Origin of the sequence: Leptonema illini DSM 21528 (genome assembly GCF_000243335.1) — a bacterium.
GTDB classification, from domain to species: domain Bacteria; phylum Spirochaetota; class Leptospiria; order Leptospirales; family Leptonemataceae; genus Leptonema; species Leptonema illini.
Map to the genome: position 1 here is coordinate 3,306,461 of NZ_JH597773.1, position 21,977 is coordinate 3,328,437.

Annotated in this window: 19 protein-coding genes and 1 CRISPR repeat array; of the genes, 13 read left to right on the plus strand and 6 right to left on the minus strand. The window is 53.2% G+C overall.

Annotated elements, in window-relative coordinates:
* From LEPIL_RS15070 to purB, 5 genes are all read right to left on the minus strand, one after another.
* Positions 1–345: a c-type cytochrome gene (locus LEPIL_RS15070; RefSeq protein WP_002773695.1), complete on the minus strand. Its 345-nt coding sequence runs from the start codon at positions 343–345 to the stop codon at positions 1–3.
* The gene (gene ahbA / locus LEPIL_RS15075) at positions 342–1,358 is read right to left on the minus strand and encodes a siroheme decarboxylase subunit alpha (protein WP_002773697.1); all 1,017 of its coding nucleotides are present in this window, start codon (positions 1,356–1,358) and stop codon (positions 342–344) included. The genes LEPIL_RS15070 and ahbA overlap by 4 nt, the downstream gene beginning before the upstream one ends.
* 11 nt (positions 1,359–1,369) lie before the next feature.
* Positions 1,370–2,620, minus strand: a complete 1,251-nt coding sequence (locus tag LEPIL_RS15080; protein ID WP_002773699.1) for a cytochrome D1 domain-containing protein — start codon at positions 2,618–2,620, stop codon at positions 1,370–1,372.
* Positions 2,617–3,765, minus strand: coding sequence for a radical SAM protein (locus LEPIL_RS15085; protein WP_002773701.1), 1,149 nt, complete (start codon positions 3,763–3,765; stop codon positions 2,617–2,619). The genes LEPIL_RS15080 and LEPIL_RS15085 overlap by 4 nt, the downstream gene beginning before the upstream one ends.
* Positions 3,766–4,175: 410 nt before the next feature.
* Positions 4,176–5,474 carry an adenylosuccinate lyase gene (purB, locus tag LEPIL_RS15090; protein WP_002773703.1) on the minus strand — a complete coding sequence of 433 codons (1,299 nt, stop codon included), beginning with the start codon at positions 5,472–5,474 and terminating at the stop codon, positions 4,176–4,178.
* A gap of 285 nt (positions 5,475–5,759) precedes the next feature.
* Here purB and LEPIL_RS15095 point away from each other — a divergent pair, with 285 nt between their 5' ends.
* The 13 genes from LEPIL_RS15095 (at position 5,760) to LEPIL_RS15155 (ending at position 20,902) form a co-directional block, all read left to right on the plus strand.
* On the plus strand, positions 5,760–7,172 hold the full coding sequence (locus tag LEPIL_RS15095) for a tetratricopeptide repeat protein (RefSeq protein ID WP_002773705.1): 1,413 nt from the start codon (positions 5,760–5,762) through the stop codon (positions 7,170–7,172).
* A 21-nt stretch (positions 7,173–7,193) separates the two neighbouring features.
* Positions 7,194–9,410: a CRISPR-associated helicase Cas3' gene (gene cas3 / locus LEPIL_RS15100; protein ID WP_281251510.1), complete on the plus strand. Its 2,217-nt coding sequence runs from the start codon at positions 7,194–7,196 to the stop codon at positions 9,408–9,410.
* 24 nt (positions 9,411–9,434) lie between these two features.
* Complete coding sequence (cas5c, locus tag LEPIL_RS15105) at positions 9,435–10,121, plus strand: type I-C CRISPR-associated protein Cas5c (protein WP_002773708.1); 687 nt, start codon at positions 9,435–9,437, stop codon at positions 10,119–10,121.
* On the plus strand, positions 10,118–11,869 hold the full coding sequence (cas8c, locus tag LEPIL_RS15110) for a type I-C CRISPR-associated protein Cas8c/Csd1 (RefSeq protein WP_002773709.1): 1,752 nt from the start codon (positions 10,118–10,120) through the stop codon (positions 11,867–11,869). The genes cas5c and cas8c overlap by 4 nt, the downstream gene beginning before the upstream one ends.
* Positions 11,866–12,765 (plus strand): type I-C CRISPR-associated protein Cas7/Csd2, encoded by a 900-nt coding sequence (gene cas7c / locus LEPIL_RS15115; RefSeq protein ID WP_002773710.1) that lies wholly within the window; start codon positions 11,866–11,868, stop codon positions 12,763–12,765. The genes cas8c and cas7c overlap by 4 nt, the downstream gene beginning before the upstream one ends.
* Positions 12,766–12,827: 62 nt before the next feature.
* The gene (locus tag LEPIL_RS15120; protein ID WP_078123301.1) at positions 12,828–13,184 is read left to right on the plus strand and encodes a nucleotidyltransferase family protein; all 357 of its coding nucleotides are present in this window, start codon (positions 12,828–12,830) and stop codon (positions 13,182–13,184) included.
* Between the two features lie 24 nt (positions 13,185–13,208).
* Positions 13,209–13,499: a HepT-like ribonuclease domain-containing protein gene (locus LEPIL_RS23050; protein ID WP_281251486.1), complete on the plus strand. Its 291-nt coding sequence runs from the start codon at positions 13,209–13,211 to the stop codon at positions 13,497–13,499.
* A 29-nt stretch (positions 13,500–13,528) separates the two neighbouring features.
* The gene (gene cas4 / locus LEPIL_RS15130) at positions 13,529–14,203 is read left to right on the plus strand and encodes a CRISPR-associated protein Cas4 (protein ID WP_002773713.1); all 675 of its coding nucleotides are present in this window, start codon (positions 13,529–13,531) and stop codon (positions 14,201–14,203) included.
* 3 nt (positions 14,204–14,206) lie between these two features.
* Entirely contained in the window at positions 14,207–15,238 is a 1,032-nt protein-coding gene (cas1c, locus tag LEPIL_RS15135) for a type I-C CRISPR-associated endonuclease Cas1c (RefSeq protein ID WP_002773715.1), read from the plus strand.
* 2 nt (positions 15,239–15,240) lie between these two features.
* Positions 15,241–15,531 carry a CRISPR-associated endonuclease Cas2 gene (gene cas2, locus LEPIL_RS15140; protein ID WP_002773716.1) on the plus strand — a complete coding sequence of 97 codons (291 nt, stop codon included), beginning with the start codon at positions 15,241–15,243 and terminating at the stop codon, positions 15,529–15,531.
* A 230-nt stretch (positions 15,532–15,761) separates the two neighbouring features.
* A CRISPR array of direct repeats spans positions 15,762–17,805; the repeat unit is 37 nt; unit sequence CTTTCATCCTTCCTTCGGGAAGGATGTGGATTGAAAC.
* A gap of 277 nt (positions 17,806–18,082) precedes the next feature.
* Positions 18,083–19,372: a response regulator gene (locus LEPIL_RS15145; protein WP_002773717.1), complete on the plus strand. Its 1,290-nt coding sequence runs from the start codon at positions 18,083–18,085 to the stop codon at positions 19,370–19,372.
* Between the two features lie 4 nt (positions 19,373–19,376).
* Entirely contained in the window at positions 19,377–19,994 is a 618-nt protein-coding gene (locus LEPIL_RS15150; RefSeq protein ID WP_002773718.1) for a flavin reductase family protein, read from the plus strand.
* Complete coding sequence (locus LEPIL_RS15155; RefSeq protein WP_002773719.1) at positions 19,991–20,902, plus strand: YihY/virulence factor BrkB family protein; 912 nt, start codon at positions 19,991–19,993, stop codon at positions 20,900–20,902. Before LEPIL_RS15150 ends, LEPIL_RS15155 begins: the two co-directional genes overlap by 4 nt.
* Here the strand turns inward: LEPIL_RS15155 and LEPIL_RS15160 are convergent.
* Complete coding sequence (locus tag LEPIL_RS15160) at positions 20,817–21,953, minus strand: SMP-30/gluconolactonase/LRE family protein (RefSeq protein WP_002773720.1); 1,137 nt, start codon at positions 21,951–21,953, stop codon at positions 20,817–20,819. The genes LEPIL_RS15155 and LEPIL_RS15160 overlap by 86 nt on opposite strands.
* Positions 21,954–21,977 lie beyond the last annotated feature (24 nt).

Below are 21,977 nucleotides of genomic sequence, written 5' to 3' on the forward strand. Positions count from 1 at the left end.
CTATCCGTTTGTCAGATAAAAAATCAGCGCATCCATCTGGCTCTCTGTGAGCCTTGTGCCGAAATCCTGGGGCATGATATCTGTATAACCCGGTACTATATCTCGCGAAGGCTCGATAATCGACTGTCGTGCCTCCGTTCCATCCATCGTTATGCGAAATCGATGCAGCGATGGGCCCGTCAGTTTTTCGTCCTCCATACTGTGGCAGGACTTGCAGTTCATATCAAAGATGACCTGTCCCTGCTGCCACAGCTCTGAATGCGTCGCAACGGATTGCGTCTTCGCCTCGCACGCAACGAGCGCAGCGAGCGCATAAAACGCTACCAGGGACAGCGACCATTTCATGCAGGCACTCGCTCCAGATGCCGCTCTCTCCACGCCATCTCGGCTGCCGTAAAGTAACGCAGCCGGGTCTTCTTGAATTCGCGAGTCGATTCCAGCAGGATGTATTTATCGCAGCCCGAAAGCTCAGAAAGCCGCCGAGCCGCTTCGCCGACAAAGGTCATATCGGGACCGTGCAGCATCGTATAAAGGTTATACGGGAAGCCGGGAGCGACGTCTCTCGAATAGCAGTGGCTGACGGCCGTATCGGTGAGCATCAGGGCGCCGACGTCGGTGATACGACTCTCATCGACCTTCCAGCAGGTCATCGCATTTGACTTCACGCCAAGTTTACGATGATGAAAGGTGGCGACGTATTTGCGAACGCTCTTGCCTTTCTGCGAAGATAAGAATTCGAGCAAATCGTCTTCAGCGAGACCATGCTCGGCCGAAAGGCTTTTAAACGGACGACTGCCCAATGGAAGATTGCTCTGAATGGCGCGAATGATTCTCTGCTGTTTCTCATCGGGCTCAAGCAGCTCCTGCGAGAACGTCAGTGGATGCCCGACCGTTTTATTGCATCGGTCGATCAGATCAAAGACGACACCGATTTTAAAGGTATGCCTGCGACGCAGCACATGAAAGGGACGTACGCCGGTCAATCGTTCGAGAGCTTCGATGTGGCTTTCAATCCCTTCGTGTTCAGGAGCTGCAATCGTGAACCAGATGTTATAGAAGTGCCGGCGCTCGTAGTTATGCGTTACAAGCGGATGCTCTGAGATTACCGACGCCACCTGCTCGACATTTGAGGCAGGTACGGCGCCGCATACAAGGGCTGATTCGTATCCGATACGGTCGCCTTCCATGACGGCGGAAATCTCGCGCAGGCGTCCGCTATCGCGCCAGTCTTCCATGATGCGCAGGATCTCGCTCTCGCTTACGTTCATCGTATCGGCGAGGGATTGATATGGCCTTTCCGTAACGGGAAAGCCCTCCTGCACGATTCTGGCTAACCTGTTCTCTTCTTCGGCATTCATAAAAACCTCGTTTACAGACCTGTTTGAAAAGCGCGCCAGACGCCAAAAATGCCCGACGGTGATTCGACGGGCACACGGTGAAGAATACGATAGCTCTTTGCATCCATGACGATCAGCTCGTTCGTCAGATTGCTCGAAATAAAGGCCATATCTCCTCGCGGAGTAAAGCCCATGTGATAGATACGCTTGCCTGCATCGATAGACTGAACGATCTTCGCCGTCTCAAGATCGACGATCTCGATATGGCCGTCTTCGGACTCTCCGGCGAAGCTGACCCAGAGATATCGTCCGCCCGGATGCACCATCGCATACACAGGCGATCCGGATAACGCAATACGGCCTTTAAAGCGCAGAGTAGAACGATCAAGCATCTTCAGCTCGTTCTCGTCCGCCGCCGGCAGATAAATGGTATCCTCCGAAACCGCCCAGGCCTCCATATGAGGCATTTTAACCGGACGATTCTGCTGTGCGGTTCCGGAGGATAGAGTATCTGACAGAAGTATGTTTTTTGTTTTGCCGTTTCTCAGATCCAGCGCGGTGATCTCTCTTGAATTAAAATGACCCGTAATATAATAGCGCGCATCGGGTGTAATCAGTGCATCAAACGGAGCCGATGAAGCGGCAGGAAACGACTCCACCGTGTATTTCAGGCCCTCGGGATCTCGAACAAGCTTCCAGATCTGCGAGCGATCCATCAGGGCGCCGAGAAAAGCGTTATCCGGAGCATCGACAAGACCCGTGACGCGTGATTCCTTCTCGCCATCTCTCAGGGTCGGGATCTGCTGTAAAACGGTGAAGGATTCCGTATCGATGAGAGTGATCCCGCCGGGCTTGTATCCGGCGACGGCGACGACTCGCGAATCTGAAGAAATAGCAAGGCCGATGGCGTTCTCGGCACAATCGACCGTACCTGCATGGCTCAAATCCTTCATGCGAATGCGATGCAGCTTGCCGTCACGGGCGGCGATATAACCGTACTCGAGGGCCTGATCGAACACCATCGAGGCATGACGCATATTGCCGCCGATATTGATGCGCTTCACCAGCTCGCCGGTTCTGTAATTCACAACGGCGACGTTACCCGCCTCCCTTTCAACGACGAAAAGCAGCGAGCCCGGTCCCGGATAACTCTCGGTGCATCGGGCGTTCAGAGCGAAAAAGAATGCGACCGCAGCGAGCAGCGAGAATCGGCGGGCCATACGACGCGCCGTTCGGATGAAGGATTTCTGCGCCTGCACATCTGACTCCAAAGTCCTGTTCATCGCTTTGCCTCCACACGCGAAGCCGACTCCGCCGCGATGTCTTCTTCGGTTAAATAGCAGGAAGGATCGTCGCCCCAGATAGATCCACCGGCAGCAAGAGCGCGCTCTCTATGAGAACCGCGGCAGACGGAAAGATAGCGACAGCGAGCACAGCGCCCCGTTAACAGAGTCTCGCGTTGCCGCAGATCGGCAAAGAGCGGACGGCTCATAATCTCAGCAAGAGGCAGTTCAAGCAGGTTCCCGCTTGCCGTGCCTCTCCAGAACTGATCCGGATGAACGGCGCCTTTATGATCTACGTTAATGATCTTTTCGCCGGCAGAGTTGCCGCCGCGACGCAGAAGCGCCTGCCAGACGACAGAAGCGGCCTCATCGCCAAGATGCGTCTTAACGAATGAATACAGCGCCGGGCCGTCGGCGTCGTTTCCGCCTGAAACAAGCTTGAGGCCGGACTGGCGGCGCAGCAGATCAAGGGCCGTCGCAAAGAAGCCTTCGATTCTAAATCCGCATTCCTCGGCCTGGACGTCGTCGGCCATCATATCGACAGCGCGACCGCCATAAACAAGATGCGAGAGATAGAACCGATCCACGCCATGCGTCTCGGCCAGCTCAAGAAGGGCGTCCAGATGCGCCGCATTGGCCGACGTAAGCGTCATCCGCATACCGGTACGCATGCCGACCTGACGGGCGTTTTCGATGCCGGCCAGTGCCCGCTCAAAGGCATTGCGCAGTCCGCGATAGCGATCGTTGAAATCGGGCAGGCCGTCGACGCTGACCCCCGCATACACGATGCCGGCGTCTCTCAGCGATCGAGCCCGTTCGGGCGAAAGCAGAACGCCGTTCGTCGAAAGATGACACGATATACGGCGCTCTTTCAAGAAAACGGCTAACTCTTCGACGTCGTTGCGCAGAAGCGGCTCGCCGCCCGACAGGATGACGACGCGCACTCCGGCCTCTTCAAGTCGGATACCGATCGATTTTAGATCATCAAGGCAGAGCCCGTATTCGCTTCGACCCTTTACGGCCGACGAATAGCAGTGCGGACAGCTCATGTTGCAGCTATTGGTAACGTTCCAGACGACGACAGGGGCGGCGCCACCGTTCCTTTCAGGAGAGGAGAAGGAAAAGAGGTCCTTCGCAGAGGCCATGCTGGCCTCGAGAATTTCCGTTACTGGTAACACCGCGAATATATATTTAATACTCCCGAATACTAATTCAAGCGGAAAAAATATTTTAGAACAGGAATTCCGATATTTTTGCAGGGAATGAGAACCATTCTAAACTCGCGAGGCCATACCCCCCTCGGGCATTTTAACATTGAAAACAAAGGAGACGGCTCGAATGCAGGCTGCGAATATTTAGAGGGGACTATGCTTTCTCGATTCCAGAGCGCCAGGGTTATACGCGCCGACGCCGATCAGCGACCGGCAGATTCTTTTTGTGTGCCTGAACTAAGAGCCGTCCCAGAACGGATTCAGCAACGAAGGAAGCGGTGCCCTGTCCTGAAACTCAAGAGGGGTTCAGGACAGGTTCTAAGAAGTGACTCAAAAAAAAAACTTCATTGAAGGCCGAGACGCGTGTAGATGGCCCCGATATTACGCAGAAAATACTGCACGTCGAAGATGCGCTCCACGTCTTCGGCCGAGAGCAGCTCGGTAAACTCCGGCTGTTGCAGCGCCTTCTGCTTCAGGCTTGTGGCCGGATCGGCCCATACTTCCATGCTTGCCGTCTGTACGCGACGATAGGCCTCTTCGCGCTCCAGGCCACGGTCGATGAGATTGAGCATCAGCCGCTGCGAGAAAACAAGTCCACGGGTGTGATTGAGCACACGATCCATGTTGTCGGGGTAAACGTTCAGGTTGCTCAGAACGTAGAACATCTTATCGAGAATATAATCGAGTGCGATGGTGCTATCGGGAAGCACAACACGCTCAGCGGACGAATGCGATATATCGCGCTCATGCCACAGAGGCATATCACGGAATCCGGTCATGGCATTGGATTGTATAACGCGAGCAAGGCCGCAGATGCGTTCGCAGATCACGGGGTTACGTTTATGCGGCATGGCGCTTGAGCCTTTCTGCCCTTTTGCGAAGGGCTCTTCGACTTCGCGTCCCTCTGACTTCTGTAGAAGGCGAATCTCCTGCGCCATGCGATCGAGACCGCCGGCGATAACGCCGAGCACCGAAAGATAGAAGGCGTGCCGGTCTCTGTTGATGACCTGTGTGGCGACTGGCTCGGGCTCAAGACCGAGCGAACGGCAGACCTCTTCTTCAAGGGCCGGTTCAATATTCGAGAACGTACCGACGGCGCCTGAGAGCTTGCCGACGGCAACCTGACGCCGCGCCTCGATCAATCGCTCTTCATTGCGCTTCATCTCGGCATAGAAATGCGCGAACTTCAGGCCAAGCGTCGTCGGCTCGCCATGAATGCCATGCGTGCGTCCGACCATTACCTGATCTTTGTATTTGATCGCGAGCAGGCGTGAAGCCTCGATAACCTTGCGAAGGCGAACAAGCAGCAGATCGGCGGCGCGCACCATCTGCAAACAGAGCGCCGTATCGCCGACGTCAGAGCTCGTCATACCGTAGTGCACCCAGCGTCCGGCAGGGCCGACATGCTCTTTTACACTTGTAAGGAAGGCGATCACATCATGCTGCACTTCCTTCTCGATCTCTTCGATACGCTGCAGATCAAAGCCCGCCTTAGAGCGGATGGCCTGCATATCTTCGGCGGGGATCAGTCCACGCTGATGCCAGGCCTCGCATACGGCAATCTCTACCTCAAGCCAGATGCGGAACTTATTCTCAAGAGACCAGAGGCCCGAGATTTCAGGATTACTGTAGCGATCGATCATGGGAACAGTTTCCTGATACGGGCCAGGCAAGCAATATCTTTCAGGGAGAGTGGCCGGCCATCGAGCTGACGGGATCAACCATACTCCAACAGAGACTCCGATAAAAAATATTGATTCAAATAAGCTCATGCAGCCCTATTTCATTTCAGCGGCATGAAACTGGCACTACTCGACCAATTCGTGCTTGCCGTATATGCGGACGAAGCTTTACGCTTCGAGAATGTCCCGGCGGCGTGTTAGGAAGATGGGATGAGCGAGTACATAGGGCGACGATAAGGATGGAAGATGGCACAATCAGAATATGACAGAGTAAAAGAATGGCTGGACCGGGCCCCCCGTGAACTGCTGGTTCGCCTGCTCTGGGATCAGGCCCTGTCTAACGATGAGTTCTTCGAGCGACTCAGTGATCACGTCACCCTGGCGCAGTCATCGGACGGAGATTCGGCAATCGCTCTCATGATACGCACCGCTCTGACAGTGGATGGCTTCCTCGATTATCATGCAATGCGACCATTCGTGCGTGTAGCACAGCAGGTAGCCGATCTTCTTGCCAGCCACCTGACCGGTGAAGGGGCCGCGGCGACTCTGCCTCTGGCGCATCTGGCCATGAAGCTGGGCATTGAGGCCTACCAGAAGGGCGACGACTCAAGCGGTCGCTTTGGCGAGGTTCTGCGATTGATGGCCGCAACACACCTTGAAGCGGCTACAGGCGCCCAACCTGATCCGGTGGCCTTTGCCGAAGACCTCTTTGAGCTTTCTATCATCGATGACTGGAGATTCTTTCCTTTCAAATCGTATTCTCCTCTATTGAAAGAGGATGGTCTTAACCGCTACCGTCAGCTTGTGCAAGAGGAATGGGATGGCCTGTCATCCTTAGAGCCGGATCAGCGTCCGGCCCGTGGAAGCCGCTTTATCGTTACAAGTATGATGGAAGAGATGGCACGTCAGAGCGGAGACGTCGATGGCCTGATTGATATCAAGATAAAAAGCCAGAGTTTGAGCCACGCTTTCGGGTACCTGGAAATCGCTCAAATTCTTCACGAAGCCAATCGGAGCGATGAGAGTCTGGATTGGGCCGAGCGTGGTCTGGCCGCCTTTCCGGATCGCCCGGACAGCAGGCTCATCGAGTTTCTTGCAGCCGAGTACGCTCGTCGCGGCCGACACAACAATGCCATCGCCGTGGTGTGGACGTTGTTTAACGACAGGCCTGACGTCGAGTCCTATGGCATGCTCAAAACCCAGGCCGAAGCGGTCGGAGAATGGGCGAAGTGGCGAGAGAGGGCCTTCTCTTATGTGAGAAAGAACAGGACGGGGCAACAGGAAAGCAAGCCTTCATACCATCTTGAAGAAGCGACATCGACCATTGTCAGGATTCTGCTCTTTGAAGGAGATCCGCTTGCAGCCCTCAAGGAAGCCCGTGCAGGGAAATACGATGGCCATCTCTGGTTTGATATCGCCGAGGCCCTCGAGCCGATTATTGCTACGGAGTCCGTTCGCATCTATCAGGAGCGTATCGACGACATTATCGACCTCAAGGGCAATCGTGCCTATGACAGGGCAGCTGATCTCGTACGCCATATTCGTAAGCTCATGACCCGGCTCCATCGGCAAGAGGAATTCCTGCCCTGGCTTGATACGGTGCGGCGTCGGCATAAGGCGAAGAGCAATTTCATGAAGCGCATCGAAGGGATTAGGTAGGGCATCGTGTTTATAGGGCATGTGAGGCAGGAGGATGGGGGTCAGTGGCGAATTCAGCCACTGGCAGATCACCTGATCGGAACGGCACGACTGTGCCGCAAGTTTGCATCAGCCTTCGGGATGGGAGGCCTCGGGCACGTGATTGGACTACTGCACGATCTGGGTAAGTATAAAGCGGCGTTTCAGGAGAGGATTAAGGGAAGGTCCGGCTATGATCCGGAGGCCCATGTCAGCCGCGTCGATCACGCAACGGCCGGTGGGCTGTGGGCCTGTAAACATCTTGGCAGCGGAATCGGGACACTGGCCGCCTTCCCCATTATAACACATCATACAGGCCTCCAGAACCTCATGGATATGAGGCATCGTCTATCGGATGAAGGCCGCGAGAACCAAGCTCTCGCAGAAGTTGAGAATGTTATGGAAGAGTCGGTGGCTGCTCAGGTTAAGCAGACGGATATTGAGCAGGAAAATATCAGCCGATTTGGAAGCAACAAGGCGTTACTGGTCCGCATGCTTTTTTCTGCTCTTGTTGATGCGGATTCGCTTGATACGGAAGCCTTCATGGCACCGATGAAGTCCGATTTGCGTCTCAGTTCTGTGCATGTATCTGCGGATGCCCCCTCACAGATAAGTCATCTGCACAAACATCTTATCGCTTCCATCGAACGATTGGAAGGCGGATCGCAAGATACATCCGTTAACCGCTTGCGACGTGAAATTCGAAAGGAAGCCCTGAGCAAAGCAGCCCTGGTGCCCGGCTTCTTTTCTCTGACGGTACCAACTGGTGGAGGGAAGACCCTGACCTCTCTGGCTTTCGCCTTAGCGCATGCCTGCTTGCACGGCAAACGACGCATCATCTACTCTATTCCATTCACAAGCATCATCGAACAGACGGCCGATGTCTTTCGTCGAGCCCTCGGTGATGCTGGTGATGACGCCATCCTCGAACATCATTCGAGCGTTGAACCCGAGACGGAAAACGCACGCAGCCTGTTGCTGTCTGAGAACTGGGAAGCGCCGATCATCGTCACAACCAATGTTCAGTTCTATGAATCTCTATTCGCCAACAAAAGATCACGGGCACGAAAAATCCACAATATCGTCAATAGTGTTGTAATTCTGGACGAATGCCAGACGATTCCACCGGACTATGTGAACCCCATTCTTGCGCTGCTTAAAGAGCTTGTTCGCAACTACGGCGTAACGGTAGTATTTTGTTCTGCCACACCTATCGCCTTTCAACCTGTTAAGACTGCAAACCATTCGTATGAGGGAGTGGTTAACGTACGTGAGATTATTCCAAACCAGCAGGCTCTGTTTGATCAACTGAAACGATTTGATCTGCACCTGCCTTCTGATTGGACAACACCGACTCCTCTCGAAGAGTTAGGAGATGCCATTAATGCAGAACGTCAGGCGCTGGCTATAGTGAACCGGAAGGCCGATGCCAGAGAACTCTTCGAGCATATTATCGGAACGAAGGTCCACCTGTCAACATTCATGTGCCCTGCTCATCGCAAGCTAAAGTTGGCCAAAGTGCGTTCGCTGTTGAACAACGATCAGCCGATTCGCGTTGTCAGTACGCAATTGATCGAGGCCGGAGTGGATATCGATTTTCCTGTCGTGTATCGAGCCCTATCGGGCCTTGATAGCATTATGCAGGCCGGAGGCCGCTGTAATCGCGAAGGACTCATGACAGAACCGGGCAGAGTCAATGTATTCGTCCCGCCGAAACCATCGCCACCGGGCTATCTTCGTGTAACCGAAGAGATCGGTCGTATCGTTTTACAGGAATCCGGTGGTGAGATAGGGCCGCAACAGATCGAGAACTACTTTGAACGGCTCTTCTGGCGAAGAGGAGGCCATGACGGCGGCCTTCTGGATAAACACCAGATTCAGCGCAAATCCGACGCCCTCTTATTTGAAGATGTTGGCAAAATGAGGATTATCGACGAAGATACTGTTCCCGTTCTTATGCCGTTCGGTCGGGGAAAAGAACTGCGCAGTGAATTAAAACGATTGCGAACGGATCAGCTGGAGCGGGGCTTTGTTCGTCAGCTACAGCTTTATTCCGTCTCTCTAAATCGGGAAATCTTCAATCGATTCAGTGCGGCCGGAGTTATTGAAACACTGCACGGCGCCTTTCATGTTCTGACCAATGATGATCTTTATTCTGATGATACCGGTCTATCGGTGGATGATCCCGCCGAGCATGATCCGGCCAGTCTTATAGTATAGCATGTTCGAAGTGAGGAGGCAAAGATGGCAAAATCGAAAACGCTAAAAATAAAGGTTTGGGGTGAAAACGCCTGCTTTACCCGACCTGAGATGAAAGTGGAGAGGGTTTCGTATGACGTTATGACTCCCTCAGCTGCAAGAGGAATCCTCGAAGCTATTCTCTGGAAGCCCGCCATCTCATGGCGTATAGAACGGATCGATGTGTTGAACGAGATTCGCTGGCAATCTGTGCGGCGAAACGAACTCGGGAGCAAGATTCCATTCAGCAACGTCACGAAAGCAATGAAGGACGGCAAAGGTTCTCTCGCCCTCTACATCGAAGAGGAGCGACAGCAGAGAGCCGGCCTCTTCTTGAGAGATGTAGCCTATGTCATTCATGCACACTTCAGCCTTTCAGACAGGAAGGGGCCTGCCGACAACATCAAGAAGTTCGAAGAAATGTTCGAACGGCGAGTCAGCAAAGGGCAATGTCATCATTTCCCTGTGATGGGGAATCGCGAGTTCCCGGCCTTTTTCGCACCGGCGGACGACGGTGAACGGCCACACCCCGTCGATCGAGATCTCGGCTTCATACTTTACGATATGGAATTTGGAGTTTGGGATGAGAACTCCAGCGACTATGAATCGGCACGGCCACGCTTTTTCAGAGCACGACTTGAAAGTGGAAGCATGGTCGTTCCCGCATGGGATTCAGCGGAGGTGCTCGGATGATCCTACAGAGACTTAACCAGTATTACGAGCGTAAGTTAGCCGAAGAGGACATTGCTCCACCGGGGTATGAGTATCGTGAGATCCCCTACTTGATCATCCTGACGAACAAAGGCGCATTTGTCCGCTTTGAAAGCCAATATTTGGACGAGAAACGCAAGAGGTCCCGTAGATATTTAGTGCCAAAGTCCGTGGAGCGAAGCAGCAATACGAATCCGAACCTCCTCTGGGATAACGCCAAATACATCCTAAAGGAGCCAGACAAGCAGGCTGCTTTTCTGGTTCGGCTAAAGTCCTTTCGTGCATACTGCGATGACGATGCTCTGGATGCCTTAATAAGGCTTTTGGGAAATAATGGTGACGGCTGGCAAAAAGACCCTCTCTACTCAGAGATCATCGCTGAGAAGAATGATCCAGCCCTGACATTCAAATTGGACAATGATTCGGATATTATCTGCGTTCGGCGGAGAATTATGGATTCTCGCTTTACCAATCCCTACGATTTTGATGAACAGTTCGACAATCCCTCCCTTCCCGTTGATGGATTTTGTATTGTCGATGGTAACAATGCCTCGATAGCAAAGATTCATCCGACTATTACCGGTGTTCGCGAAACAAACCAGAACCGCGGAAACATCGTTTCCTTCAACAAGGATAAGGGAGCTTTCGATTCATTTGGCAAACAACAGGGATTCAACGCCCCCATCTCAAAAAAAGCTGCCTTTGCGTATACGACGGCCTTGAATACGATGCTGAGTAGCGAACGACGTCAACGGATGTACGTCGGTGATACTACGATTGTGTTCTGGGGAGAAAAAGGAAGCAAGCTTGAGGAAGATGGATTCCTTGGCCTGTTTACCGATCCAGAGCATGAAAAAGGCCGACAGAAAGAGGCTGAGTTACAGAGGCTTGAATCTCTGCGCTTCTTGCTCGAATCGCCTAAATCCGGGAAGCGGCCGCTTGATGAAGAAACCACAGGCTTCTATGTGCTGGGCCTCGGACCGAATAGCGCCCGTATTTCAATTCGTTTCTGGTATGAAGGAAGCGTTGCTCAAACGGCGGCAAACCTTCGACAGTATTTTCAAGATCTTCAGATAGTGAAGCCCGAGTTTGAAAGCGGCTTCCTTTCGCTGAAGAGGCTTCTGAGAAGCACGGCCGTGCGCGAAGAAGAAAAAAATATCGTGCCCGAACTATCGAGCCGGCTGTTTCAGGCCATTCTGCGATCTGAACCATTTCCGCGCATCGTACTCGACCGAGCGCTTGCGCGCATCAAGGCAGATCATTCCGAATTCGCTGAACGGAACCTGTTTCCGCGTGTGGCGTTGATCAAAGCATATCTCAATCGAATGGGACGTACCGGGCGCATTCCCGGATTTCAGGAGGTAACAACCGATATGGATGAGGAAAATCAGAACATAGGTTATAACCTGGGCCGGTTCTTTGCTGTGCTGGAAAGAGCTCAGGAGGCGGCGAATCCAGGAATCAATACAACGATCCGGGATCGCTACTTCACATCTGCATGCACACGACCGGGTACTGTATTCCCCGTTCTTGTGAATCTCAGCATGCATCACGTTTCTAAAGCTGGCGGCGGATTGGAGGTCTACTTCGAAAAGCTGAAGGCTAAGGTGCTCGGCAATGTTTCAAGATTCCCGCTTGTACTGAGTCTTGAAGATCAGGGACATTTTGCTCTGGGGTATTATCACCAGAGGCAGGCATTTTTCACGAAGAAAGAAGGAGGAAAGGAATGAGCGCTATTTCGAATCGATATGAGTTTGTTTACCTGTTCGATGTAAAGGACGGGAATCCAAATGGAGATCCTGATGCCGGCAACATGCCGCGCATCGACTCCGAAACGGGACATGGGCTCGTTACGGATGTAAGCCTCAAGCGGAAGGTACGCAACTATGTGGGTATTACAAAAAGGTACGAGCCACCTTACGATATCTATATTAAAGAGAAGGCTGTGCTCATTGAAGCACATGAGAAGGCATACAAAGAGCTCGGAGTAGATCTTGAAAAGGATGATAAGAAGCGAAAAGGCGGCGATCGCGTCCCTGAAGCGAGAAGCTGGATGTGTAAAAATTTCTACGACGTCCGCAGCTTTGGCGCCGTAATGGCGCTCAAGGTCAATGCCGGTGTCGTTAAAGGGCCGGTTCAGTTGTCTTTTGCAAGAAGTGTTGATCCAGTTCTTCAATTCGAACACAGCATTACGCGAATGGCCGTGGCAACGAAAGAAGAAGCCGAATCTCAGGGTGGCGACAATCGCACTATGGGCAAGAAGCACACGGTTCCCTATGGTCTTTACCGATCCCACGGATTCATCTCTGCCTTCTATGCCGAAGATACAGGTTTCACTGAAGAGGACCTCCAGCTATTCTGGAACTCCCTGACAAATATGTTCGATCACGATCGTTCGGCCGCTCGGGGTGAGATGTCCGCTCGTAGACTTATTGTTTTCAAGCACATCGGCGAAGGCGAATCTGCGCGACTTGGCACACATCCGGCGCATAAACTGTTCGATACCGTTACGGTTCACCGCAAATCCGACGGCCCACCCCGCTCCTACGCCGACTACGAGGTCAAGATCGACGAGGCGGCCATCGAGAAGCTCAAGGGTAAAATCGAGCTACTTGATTTGATCTGATAATTGAAACAGGAGCTTTTCACGTTTTGCTTGAAAAATGGGAAAAGCTCCTGTAACCTGGAATGCAGCCGTCTGTAGCCGCAGACGCTCTGCGAATACACATCAATGCCGAGGGGGAGCCGATGACTCTGGAAGCGGAAGCAAGAAAAAGAATGGTCGCTTGCCTCACCGAGACGCCGATTGAATCGGCCTATCTGTTCGGCTCTTATGCAACGGGGCAGGCCGAGGCCGACAGCGATGTCGATATCCTCGTAAAGTTGCCGCCGGAAGTAAACCTGCTGCAGCTTGCGAAGATCAAACGGTCCCTTGAGAAAGCAACAGGGAAAAGGGTCGATCTTCTAACCGAAGAGGGCATTGCACCTGATATAAGGCCTTTCGTGAATCGTCAGAAGATCCTGATTTATGAACGACATAGATAAGGTTCCGGGCATATCCTTGAATCGATCATCGAACTGGATTCTTTCCTGTCCGGGATCGATAGCAGTAAAACGTTTCAGGAGAACAGGCTTGTTCGAAGTGCATGCGTTCGACAGCTTGAAGTGATCGGTGAGGCCTGTGGTGCCCTGTCGCCAGAGTTTGTTGAAGAGAATTCTATAGAAGATTGGCAGGCATGGAAAGCTATGCGTAACATTCTCATCCATCAGTATTTTGGCGTGGATTATCACAGAGTCTACTCCGTGATAATTGAAGAAATCCCGCGACTGAAGAGCCTTGTCGCCTCCCTGCTTGAATAAGCCGTACGATCCAAACATCCCATCGCGCCATGCATGAATTCACAGACAACGAGATCGTGCCCATATCGGCCATCAGCCATCATCTGTACTGCCCGCGGCAGAATGCGCTGATTCATACGGAGGGAGTCTTTCTCGACAACGACCTCACCGTTTCGGGAAACATCGGTCATACCTTTGTCGATGAAGAGAAAGGCTACGACGATCACGGGATTCGCAAAGAGACAAGCCTGCGAGTCTACAGCGACCGCTACGGACTTTCCGGTATTGCCGACATTGTGGAGTTTCCAACAAAAGGGCCGCCGTTTCCGATCGACTACAAAAACGGTCGCATCGCATCCTGGAAGAATCAGGAGGCCCAGCTCTGCGCCGTTGCCATCTGCCTCGAAGAGAGGCTTGGAGTCGAAGTACCCGCCGGCGCTATTTATCATGTTCAATCAAAGAAGCGGCATACGGTCCGTTTCGACGAAGAACTGCGCGTCATTACGTTAACCGCCGTCGAAGAAATTCGATCCGCCCTGACTTCCAATACCGTACCGGAGGCCCGTCCGGGCAAGATCTGCCGTCGTTGCAGTCTACAATCCCTCTGCCTGCCCACGCTGGGCGGCCACTCAAGGGATGACATCTTCCTGCCGGCAGCCTCTGAAGAAGCGACGACGGAGTCTGTGCAAAAGCGAGCAAAGAAGAGCACGAAAAAAAGGAAGTAGCCTATGCCGAGCATCCGACTGAATACCCTCTACGTAACGACCGATGGACTCTATGTACACCATGAAGGGGATCTTGTTCTCGTCGAACGCAAGCGCGAGACGCTTCTCAAGATACCGCTGCATCATCTTGAAGGGATAACACTGCTCGCACATTCTTCAGTGAGCCCCTCTCTATTACAGAAGTGTATGAAGAAAGGAGTTCCGGTCACTTATCTTACCGAGCGCGGACGATTTCTTGGCAGATTGGAAGGAGCGCATCCCGGTAACGTTCTCTTACGCAAGGAGCAATTCCGTCAGTCCGAACACGACAATAGAAAGCTGGTTTTCGCGCGCTCGTTTATCGCGGGGAAAATCCAGAACTCTCGCCTGAACCTTCTGCGATCGGCAAGAGATTCGTCGAATGAAGAAGCGCAGGCGGCGCTGAGGTCTGTGGCATCCGACCTGGAGCGCCGGTTAACGATGCTGGCCGCGGCATCGGACGTAAATTCCGTGCGCGGATACGAAGGCGATGCGGCCAGGGTCTATTTCTCGGCCTTCAGTCACTGTATTCTGCAGCAGAAAGACGATTTTCATTTCGACAGGAGGACGCGAAGGCCGCCTCGCTCACGTCTGAACGCCCTTCTCTCCTTCGGCTACGCTCTGATTACCAGTGATTGCGTCTCGGCCTGTCAGGCTGCCGGCCTTGATCCGTATGTCGGCTTTCTGCATGAAGAACGTCCGGGTCGGCCGTCGCTTGCCCTTGATCTTGTCGAGGAACTCCGACCGTTTGTGGATCGGTTCGTTTTTACTCTGATTAACCGCAAGCAGATCCAAGCCCAGGACATCATCGAAAAACCCGGCAGCGTCTACACGCTGAGCGACTCGGGCCGCAAGATCTTTTTAACGGCCTACCAGACGCGCAAGCAGGAAGAGATCACGCATCCGCTGCTTGAGATGAAATGCCGCGTCGGCGAGATATTTGTCCTGCAAGCCCGCATTCTGGCCCGCGCTATTCGCGGCGATATCGAAGGTTACATCCCGTTTGTCTGGAGGTGAAGATGTTTTTTCTCGTCTGTTATGACGTTGAGACCGTGACAAAAGAAGGTCGACGACGATTGCGTCGAGTAGCGAAGGTCTGTGAAAGTCACGGCCAGAGAGCTCAGAAATCCGTTTTTGAGTGCCGCATGGAGCTATCTCTCTATCTACAATTTGAAGAGCGCCTGCGTTCCATCATTGACACCGAAAGCGATAGTCTGAGGATCTACCAGATCGATGAGGACTCTGTTCGAAAGATCAAGCAGTTCGGGCAAACCGGCCTGCGAGACTTCGAAGAACCTCAGATCGTATAACGCAGGCCAATTTGCTTCTGCGTTAGTGAACGAAATGCGAACATGGGTCTCCCGGAAAAACCCGGGGGGTTCGCAGCGAAGCAAAACGTGCTTTTTCTCGAGGAAAACCGACAAAATGCAAATGGAAACTCCCCTAAAAACGCATATCCTGTCAGGGTTCGCAATGAGGGGTATAAATATGCCCTCAGAGCTATCCAGAAGCCCCGTAGAGACACGCCAGGCCGCCCGCCCTTTCATCCTTCCTTCGGGAAGGATGTGGATTGAAACTCAGGCTACCTCCGAGGAGTCGGTAAAGCGGAAACTTTCATCCTTCCTTCGGGAAGGATGTGGATTGAAACTCTATAACGACGCCACGTAGTCGGCGAGCTGCTCTTTCATCCTTCCTTCGGGAAGGATGTGGATTGAAACAAGCTCCGCTTTTGCCATCGCACTTGCAACTGCGCTTTCATCCTTCCTTCGGGAAGGATGTGGATTGAAACATATCAAGTAGACGCTATTTGCCCGATCTGTCAACCCTTTCATCCTTCCTTCGGGAAGGATGTGGATTGAAACTTCAGACGGCGTGCATCTCACTGCAACCGGTTTCCTTTCATCCTTCCTTCGGGAAGGATGTGGATTGAAACTTCTCGGACTCCGATGATCTTAAGCCCATATTCGCTTTCATCCTTCCTTCGGGAAGGATGTGGATTGAAACTCTCCGGCGAGCGAGGATGCGTCTCGCTACAGGGCTTTCATCCTTCCTTCGGGAAGGATGTGGATTGAAACCTAACGATCAGGAAGAGTATGCGGAAACCGTGCGCCTTTCATCCTTCCTTCGGGAAGGATGTGGATTGAAACATACTGTCTATTGTATGGCCTTGGTTTACTACTACGGCTTTCATCCTTCCTTCGGGAAGGATGTGGATTGAAACCAAACTTCCTGTTCGCTAAGACCGGCGAATTCAGGCTTTCATCCTTCCTTCGGGAAGGATGTGGATTGAAACATAAACCTCGATGTAAGTCCCGATACCACCGACCTTTCATCCTTCCTTCGGGAAGGATGTGGATTGAAACATCCCTTCTCGAACCATTACGACCTACGTATTGTCTTTCATCCTTCCTTCGGGAAGGATGTGGATTGAAACCGGACGAATCTGTATACACGGAAGAAACTGTCCTCGACCTGACTTTCATCCTTCCTTCGGGAAGGATGTGGATTGAAACCACCTCGTTAAGATCTGACAGACTCGATCGGCGTCCTTTCATCCTTCCTTCGGGAAGGATGTGGATTGAAACATTTTTGTGCTCATCTTTTCCCCCGTGAATCAGAGCCTTTCATCCTTCCTTCGGGAAGGATGTGGATTGAAACTTGCCTATAACCTTAGCGCGAATCTGCATCCAGTACTTTCATCCTTCCTTCGGGAAGGATGTGGATTGAAACGGGGCTAACTCTGTTCTCACGTCGATTGACTATCTTTCATCCTTCCTTCGGGAAGGATGTGGATTGAAACCAGATAAAAAATACGTATAACCCGGCGCAGCAACTTTCATCCTTCCTTCGGGAAGGATGTGGATTGAAACAGTGTGTCCCTCGGCTTGATCCGTTCGCTGTACAGACTTTCATCCTTCCTTCGGGAAGGATGTGGATTGAAACTGGTGTGCGTTATACAGAGTTTTTGAGAGCTGTATCTTTCATCCTTCCTTCGGGAAGGATGTGGATTGAAACGACGATTAAACTCGTTTAGCGCCATCGACGGTGCTTTCATCCTTCCTTCGGGAAGGATGTGGATTGAAACGCTGCTGCTATGGGCCTTGGTCAGGCCTTTAACTCTTTCATCCTTCCTTCGGGAAGGATGTGGATTGAAACTACTCCAGGAGCTGGTACGAAACCGGGATTTTGCTTTCATCCTTCCTTCGGGAAGGATGTGGATTGAAACGCCAAGATAAGGGTGCTTGCAGTTCATTTTGTTTCCTTTCATCCTTCCTTCGGGAAGGATGTGGATTGAAACATAGAATTCGGCCACATGTTGCTTAAATGTATTTTCTTTCATCCTTCCTTCGGGAAGGATGTGGATTGAAACAAGGACGCAAGAGCAATCGGCGTCGCGTACGCAGCTTTCATCCTTCCTTCGGGAAGGATGTGGATTGAAACAGCGCCCCGTCCATATCGAGATGAGCCTGTCTCCCCTTTCATCCTTCCTTCGGGAAGGATGTGGATTGAAACACCGTCATAGGGGTGGGCGAATTGGCTGAGGTCGCTTTCATCCTTCCTTCGGGAAGGATGTGGATTGAAACGGATTACAGGGACGTTACGATGAATACCGTTCGACGGTTTCCTTTTCGCGGCTTTCGCGCTTTTCGCGGTCAAATTCTTACTCCAACAGAACCGTGAAAGACGCGAGCCGCCCGCGCACTCCTGCCCGATTAACTGATATTATAGAAACTTCTCATCATCCTTCACCCATTCACGACGGCTTTGCTCGGCGCCCTCGGTGTCCTCTGCGGTTTACAACTCCGCACAGGTCTTCCCTCTCCGGATTGACAGCACAGTCCGGCTCGCCAAACTCACACCGTGTCGCATTCAACACACATCCTGCTTGTGGAGCCCGACGACACGTTACGCTTCACGATGGAAAAGCAGATCGGCTATTTCGGATTTTCCGTTCAGTCGATCACAAGCGTGGATGAGCTGCGATCGGTCGAAGAGGCGCCGGCCGTGCTTGTGATCAGCCTCGGCGAAGAAGAAGGCAATGCGGCGATGGCCGTTTCAGAATTCAAGTTCAGGCTTGGCCACCTTCCCATCCTATTTCTCTCTGATAAGTCGGACTTCGAAACCAGGCTGCAAATCGTGCGGCTTGGCGGAACGGCCTTTTTACAGAAGCCCGCCGCCATCCATCAGATCGTCGAAGAACTCGATCGCTTAAGCGCCCCCGCTCCCGACTATGAAGGCAGAATCCTGTTCGTCGAGAACGGCAATCCGTTTACCGACGCCTATGCAAAGGCGCTGCGCGAGGCGGGCCTGGACGTCTATTCGCTCTTTGATCCGGCCGATATTGACGTCATCATCGACGACTTCGTTCCCGATCTGATTCTTTTAAACCTCTACTACCCGGAATGCCTCGGCATGGAGATGGCCGCCATCCTCAGACAGAAGCCGTCGAACGCCTCGGTGCCCATCGTCTTTCTTTCGCGCGAGCAGAACCTTTCGCGACATCTGGCCGCCATTCAAAGAGGAGGCGACGACTTCTTTATCCATCCCGTCGATACCGATCATCTTGTGACGTCTCTGATGGCGCGCATCCGCCGCACGCGAGTGCTGCGAGAACTGACGATTCGCGACGCTATGACGGGCCTTCTCAATCATTCGACGTTCAACGAGCGACTCGAACAGGCGATCCGGCAGCACGGTCGGAACTCCGCCCCGTTTGCCTTTGCCATGGTCGATATCGACAACTTCAAACGCATCAACGACGGCTACGGACATGCGGCCGGCGACCAGGCCATACGTAACCTGGCGCGCACGCTGAAGCAGAGCCTGCGTCCCGTCGATACGCTCGGACGCTTCGGCGGAGAGGAGTTCGCCATCCTCATGCCTGTTGAAGAGCCGGGTGAGGCCTTCCGCATAATGGACGGCATCAGACAGAAGTTTTCGCGCATCCAGCACAGCCACGGCGGACATACGTTTCAATGCACGTTCAGCTGCGGCATCGCTATGTACCCGGATTTTTCGGGCATGGCGGAGCTTGGCGAGACGGCCGATGAAGGCCTTTATATAGCGAAAGATAAAGGACGCAATAGCGTCATCCTGATACAAAAGCAAAACGGAAATCTTCTCGTCAGCACGGGAAGCGTCGGAAACTGATCCCATGATCGTCGATCTTTCTTCTCTCTCGCCCAATCAGGTCTATCATACGTTCACGCAAACGCTCATTCCGCGTCCGGTCGCCTGGGTGCTTTCGGATAACGGCGACGGCTCACACAACCTCGCTCCGTTCTCGTACTTTACGGGCGTCTCAAGCGCTCCGCCGATTCTCATGATCTCGGTCGGCAAGAAGCCCGACGGCAGTATTAAAGACACGTGGCGCAACGTCGATGAGCGCGGTCATTTCGTCGTTCATATCGCGCATCGCGAGCTTGCGAAGCCCGTTTCGGATTCGGCTGCCAGCCTGCCCCATGGCGAGTCGGAGCTCAAACAACTGCAGCTTGAGACCGTTCCTTTTGAAGAAGGCATCAGTCCTTTACCCCGGCTAAAAGACTGTCGTATCGCCTTCGTTTGCGAAAAAGAACGCATCATCGAAATCGGTAACGTTCCTCAGGGCCTCATCTTCGGGCTGGTGCGTTATATCTACATCGACGATTCCGTCGCCTCGCTTGAAGACGGTCGCCTCACCGTCGATGCGACGAAGGTCGATCCGCTTTCGCGACTGGGCGGAATTCAATTCGGCCTTTTCGGAGACGTCATCTCCGTACCACGGCCGAAGTGAAGCGATTCCTGAAAGCGCTGCTGCGACAGATCGATGAAAGCGATCTGCTTGCTCTGGCCGCCGAGATGGCCTTCGGGCTCCTGCTTGCTCTCTTTCCCGGCATGCTCATCTCGGTCAGTCTGCTCGGCCTCGTACAGAACGCGTATAACGTGCAGTATATCACGGGATTGCTCTCGGCCTTTCTGCCGGCCGACATATACGCCTCTCTCGGCCCTGCATTGAAAAGCCTAGCCTCCTCCGGGCGAGAACGTTCCATTCTGACGATCACGATGGTGACAGGCTTTCTGTCTATTGCATCGGTCTTTTTAACGGTGATCAAGGCGCAGGAGAAGATTCATGCGGCGCCGCCCACTTCGTTCGTGAAGCGAGCCGGACGCTCTCTCATCATCACCGTCGTCATCATGTCGGCGCTTCTCGTCGTCGTAAACGCCATCTTCTACTATATAATGGCGCAGTACCATATCGTTAGCCGCTTTCAGCTATGGGCGCTTTCGCCTTATATTCTCAAGGCCCGCTTTGTGCTGGCCTTTGGAATTATGTTCTTCGCTACGATTCTGATCTATCGTTATTCAGCGCCTCTCAGTCGGTCTCGCTTCTATCGCGGATTTCGTCTGCACTGGAAAGGAGCGGCCTTTCTTGCGCTGAGCTGGATTCTTCTCTCGGTGAGCTTCGGCCTGATCGTGCGCTATCAGACGCCGTCGGGCAGCCTGCGCGACGCCTACAGCTACGTCGGGCGTATGTCGGCGATGATGCTCTATCTATATGTAAGTTCCTTCCTCTTCCTGGTAGGAGCCGCCATAAATCAGATCGACGCCTCCCCCATCAGCGACGAAGGGCCTCAGCCGGAAGCCAGCCCAGATCCGGAGCATGAAGAGACTGAATATACAGACGATCCTCCGTCTCGGTAACGGCCGTCGTTTCGGGGTAGGCGCCCGTCGGATCCTGCAGGCTTGCGACGATCGTGCCGTCTTCAAGAAAGGCGACCACATGGCCGTAAGGAACGGGCACCGGCCACATCGACCGCGGCAGACGCAGGGTTAGACGACGCAGGAACGGCTTCTCGGCCATGCCATCGACCGTCGGATTGCGCGGCTTCACAAGTCCGACCCAGATGCGGCCCTTTTTACCGCGCATCAGGTTATCGGGGTATCCGGGCAGGTTATCCAGTAAAATACCTGCCTGCGACGATTCGGCGGCCACAGTCGAGAGATTCAAATCGCGCACCGACGCATCGATCCACCAGATGCGATAACGTCCCGTTTCGGCGACGAAAAGATTACGGCCATCGGAACTGAGCGCTATCCCGTTTGCAAACGACATTCCCTTCGCCACGATCTCTGTCGTTTTCGAAGCCGGATCATAGACAAGCACGCGACCCGTTGCCGACTGTTCGAGAATATCAAGCACGCTGGCCTCGAATGTGCCGCCCCATTGCTTTGCTCCGAATCGAGTCGAGGCATCGGTGAAATACATGCGACCGTCGGCTGCGACGATCACAGAGTTCGTAAATTGGATGGGCGAGGATCCGACATGATCGGTTAATACCGTAACGACGCCGGCCCGGTCGATGGAAAGCAGGCCTCGCTCAGAATCGGCAGCGATGAGATTTCCCGCCCGGTCAAAATCAAAACCGAGGACGCGACCGCCCGTTTCGGCAAAGCTCTGGACCTGCGTTCCGTCGGGCTGCATGCGCAGGATTCGTCCCGATGCGACCGTCGTATAAAGCAGGCCGTCGGGACCAAGGACGATATGTTCGGGGCCCTCTTCTTTGATGCCGTCATGATCTAAAGAGATTCGGTTAAGGCCTTTCAGTCGTTCGTTCGGCGCGAAGGCTCCTGTATAGCCTGCATCGGACGGCGGATGCCAGACGACGGGATCGACGGGCACAGGCCAGGTTAACAGATAGAGCAGGGCTGCAAGCAGCATCCCGGCAAGAGACAGAGGTATTGTTTTTCGCATGGGTTATCAGCGGATTAGCGCCAG

Coding starts and splice junctions, on each gene's coding strand:
- LEPIL_RS15070 (WP_002773695.1), bottom strand. CDS start 345: ATGAAATGGTCGCTGTCCCTGGTAGCGTTTTATGCGCTCGCTGCGCTC.
- ahbA (WP_002773697.1), bottom strand. CDS start 1,358: ATGAATGCCGAAGAAGAGAACAGGTTAGCCAGAATCGTGCAGGAGGGC.
- LEPIL_RS15080 (WP_002773699.1), bottom strand. CDS start 2,620: ATGAACAGGACTTTGGAGTCAGATGTGCAGGCGCAGAAATCCTTCATC.
- LEPIL_RS15085 (WP_002773701.1), bottom strand. CDS start 3,765: ATGGCCTCTGCGAAGGACCTCTTTTCCTTCTCCTCTCCTGAAAGGAAC.
- purB (WP_002773703.1), bottom strand. CDS start 5,474: ATGATCGATCGCTACAGTAATCCTGAAATCTCGGGCCTCTGGTCTCTT.
- LEPIL_RS15095 (WP_002773705.1), top strand. CDS start 5,760: ATGGCACAATCAGAATATGACAGAGTAAAAGAATGGCTGGACCGGGCC.
- cas5c (WP_002773708.1), top strand. CDS start 9,435: ATGGCAAAATCGAAAACGCTAAAAATAAAGGTTTGGGGTGAAAACGCC.
- cas8c (WP_002773709.1), top strand. CDS start 10,118: ATGATCCTACAGAGACTTAACCAGTATTACGAGCGTAAGTTAGCCGAA.
- cas7c (WP_002773710.1), top strand. CDS start 11,866: ATGAGCGCTATTTCGAATCGATATGAGTTTGTTTACCTGTTCGATGTA.
- LEPIL_RS15120 (WP_078123301.1), top strand. CDS start 12,828: ATGCAGCCGTCTGTAGCCGCAGACGCTCTGCGAATACACATCAATGCC.
- cas4 (WP_002773713.1), top strand. CDS start 13,529: ATGCATGAATTCACAGACAACGAGATCGTGCCCATATCGGCCATCAGC.
- cas1c (WP_002773715.1), top strand. CDS start 14,207: ATGCCGAGCATCCGACTGAATACCCTCTACGTAACGACCGATGGACTC.
- cas2 (WP_002773716.1), top strand. CDS start 15,241: ATGTTTTTTCTCGTCTGTTATGACGTTGAGACCGTGACAAAAGAAGGT.
- LEPIL_RS15150 (WP_002773718.1), top strand. CDS start 19,377: ATGATCGTCGATCTTTCTTCTCTCTCGCCCAATCAGGTCTATCATACG.
- LEPIL_RS15160 (WP_002773720.1), bottom strand. CDS start 21,953: ATGCGAAAAACAATACCTCTGTCTCTTGCCGGGATGCTGCTTGCAGCC.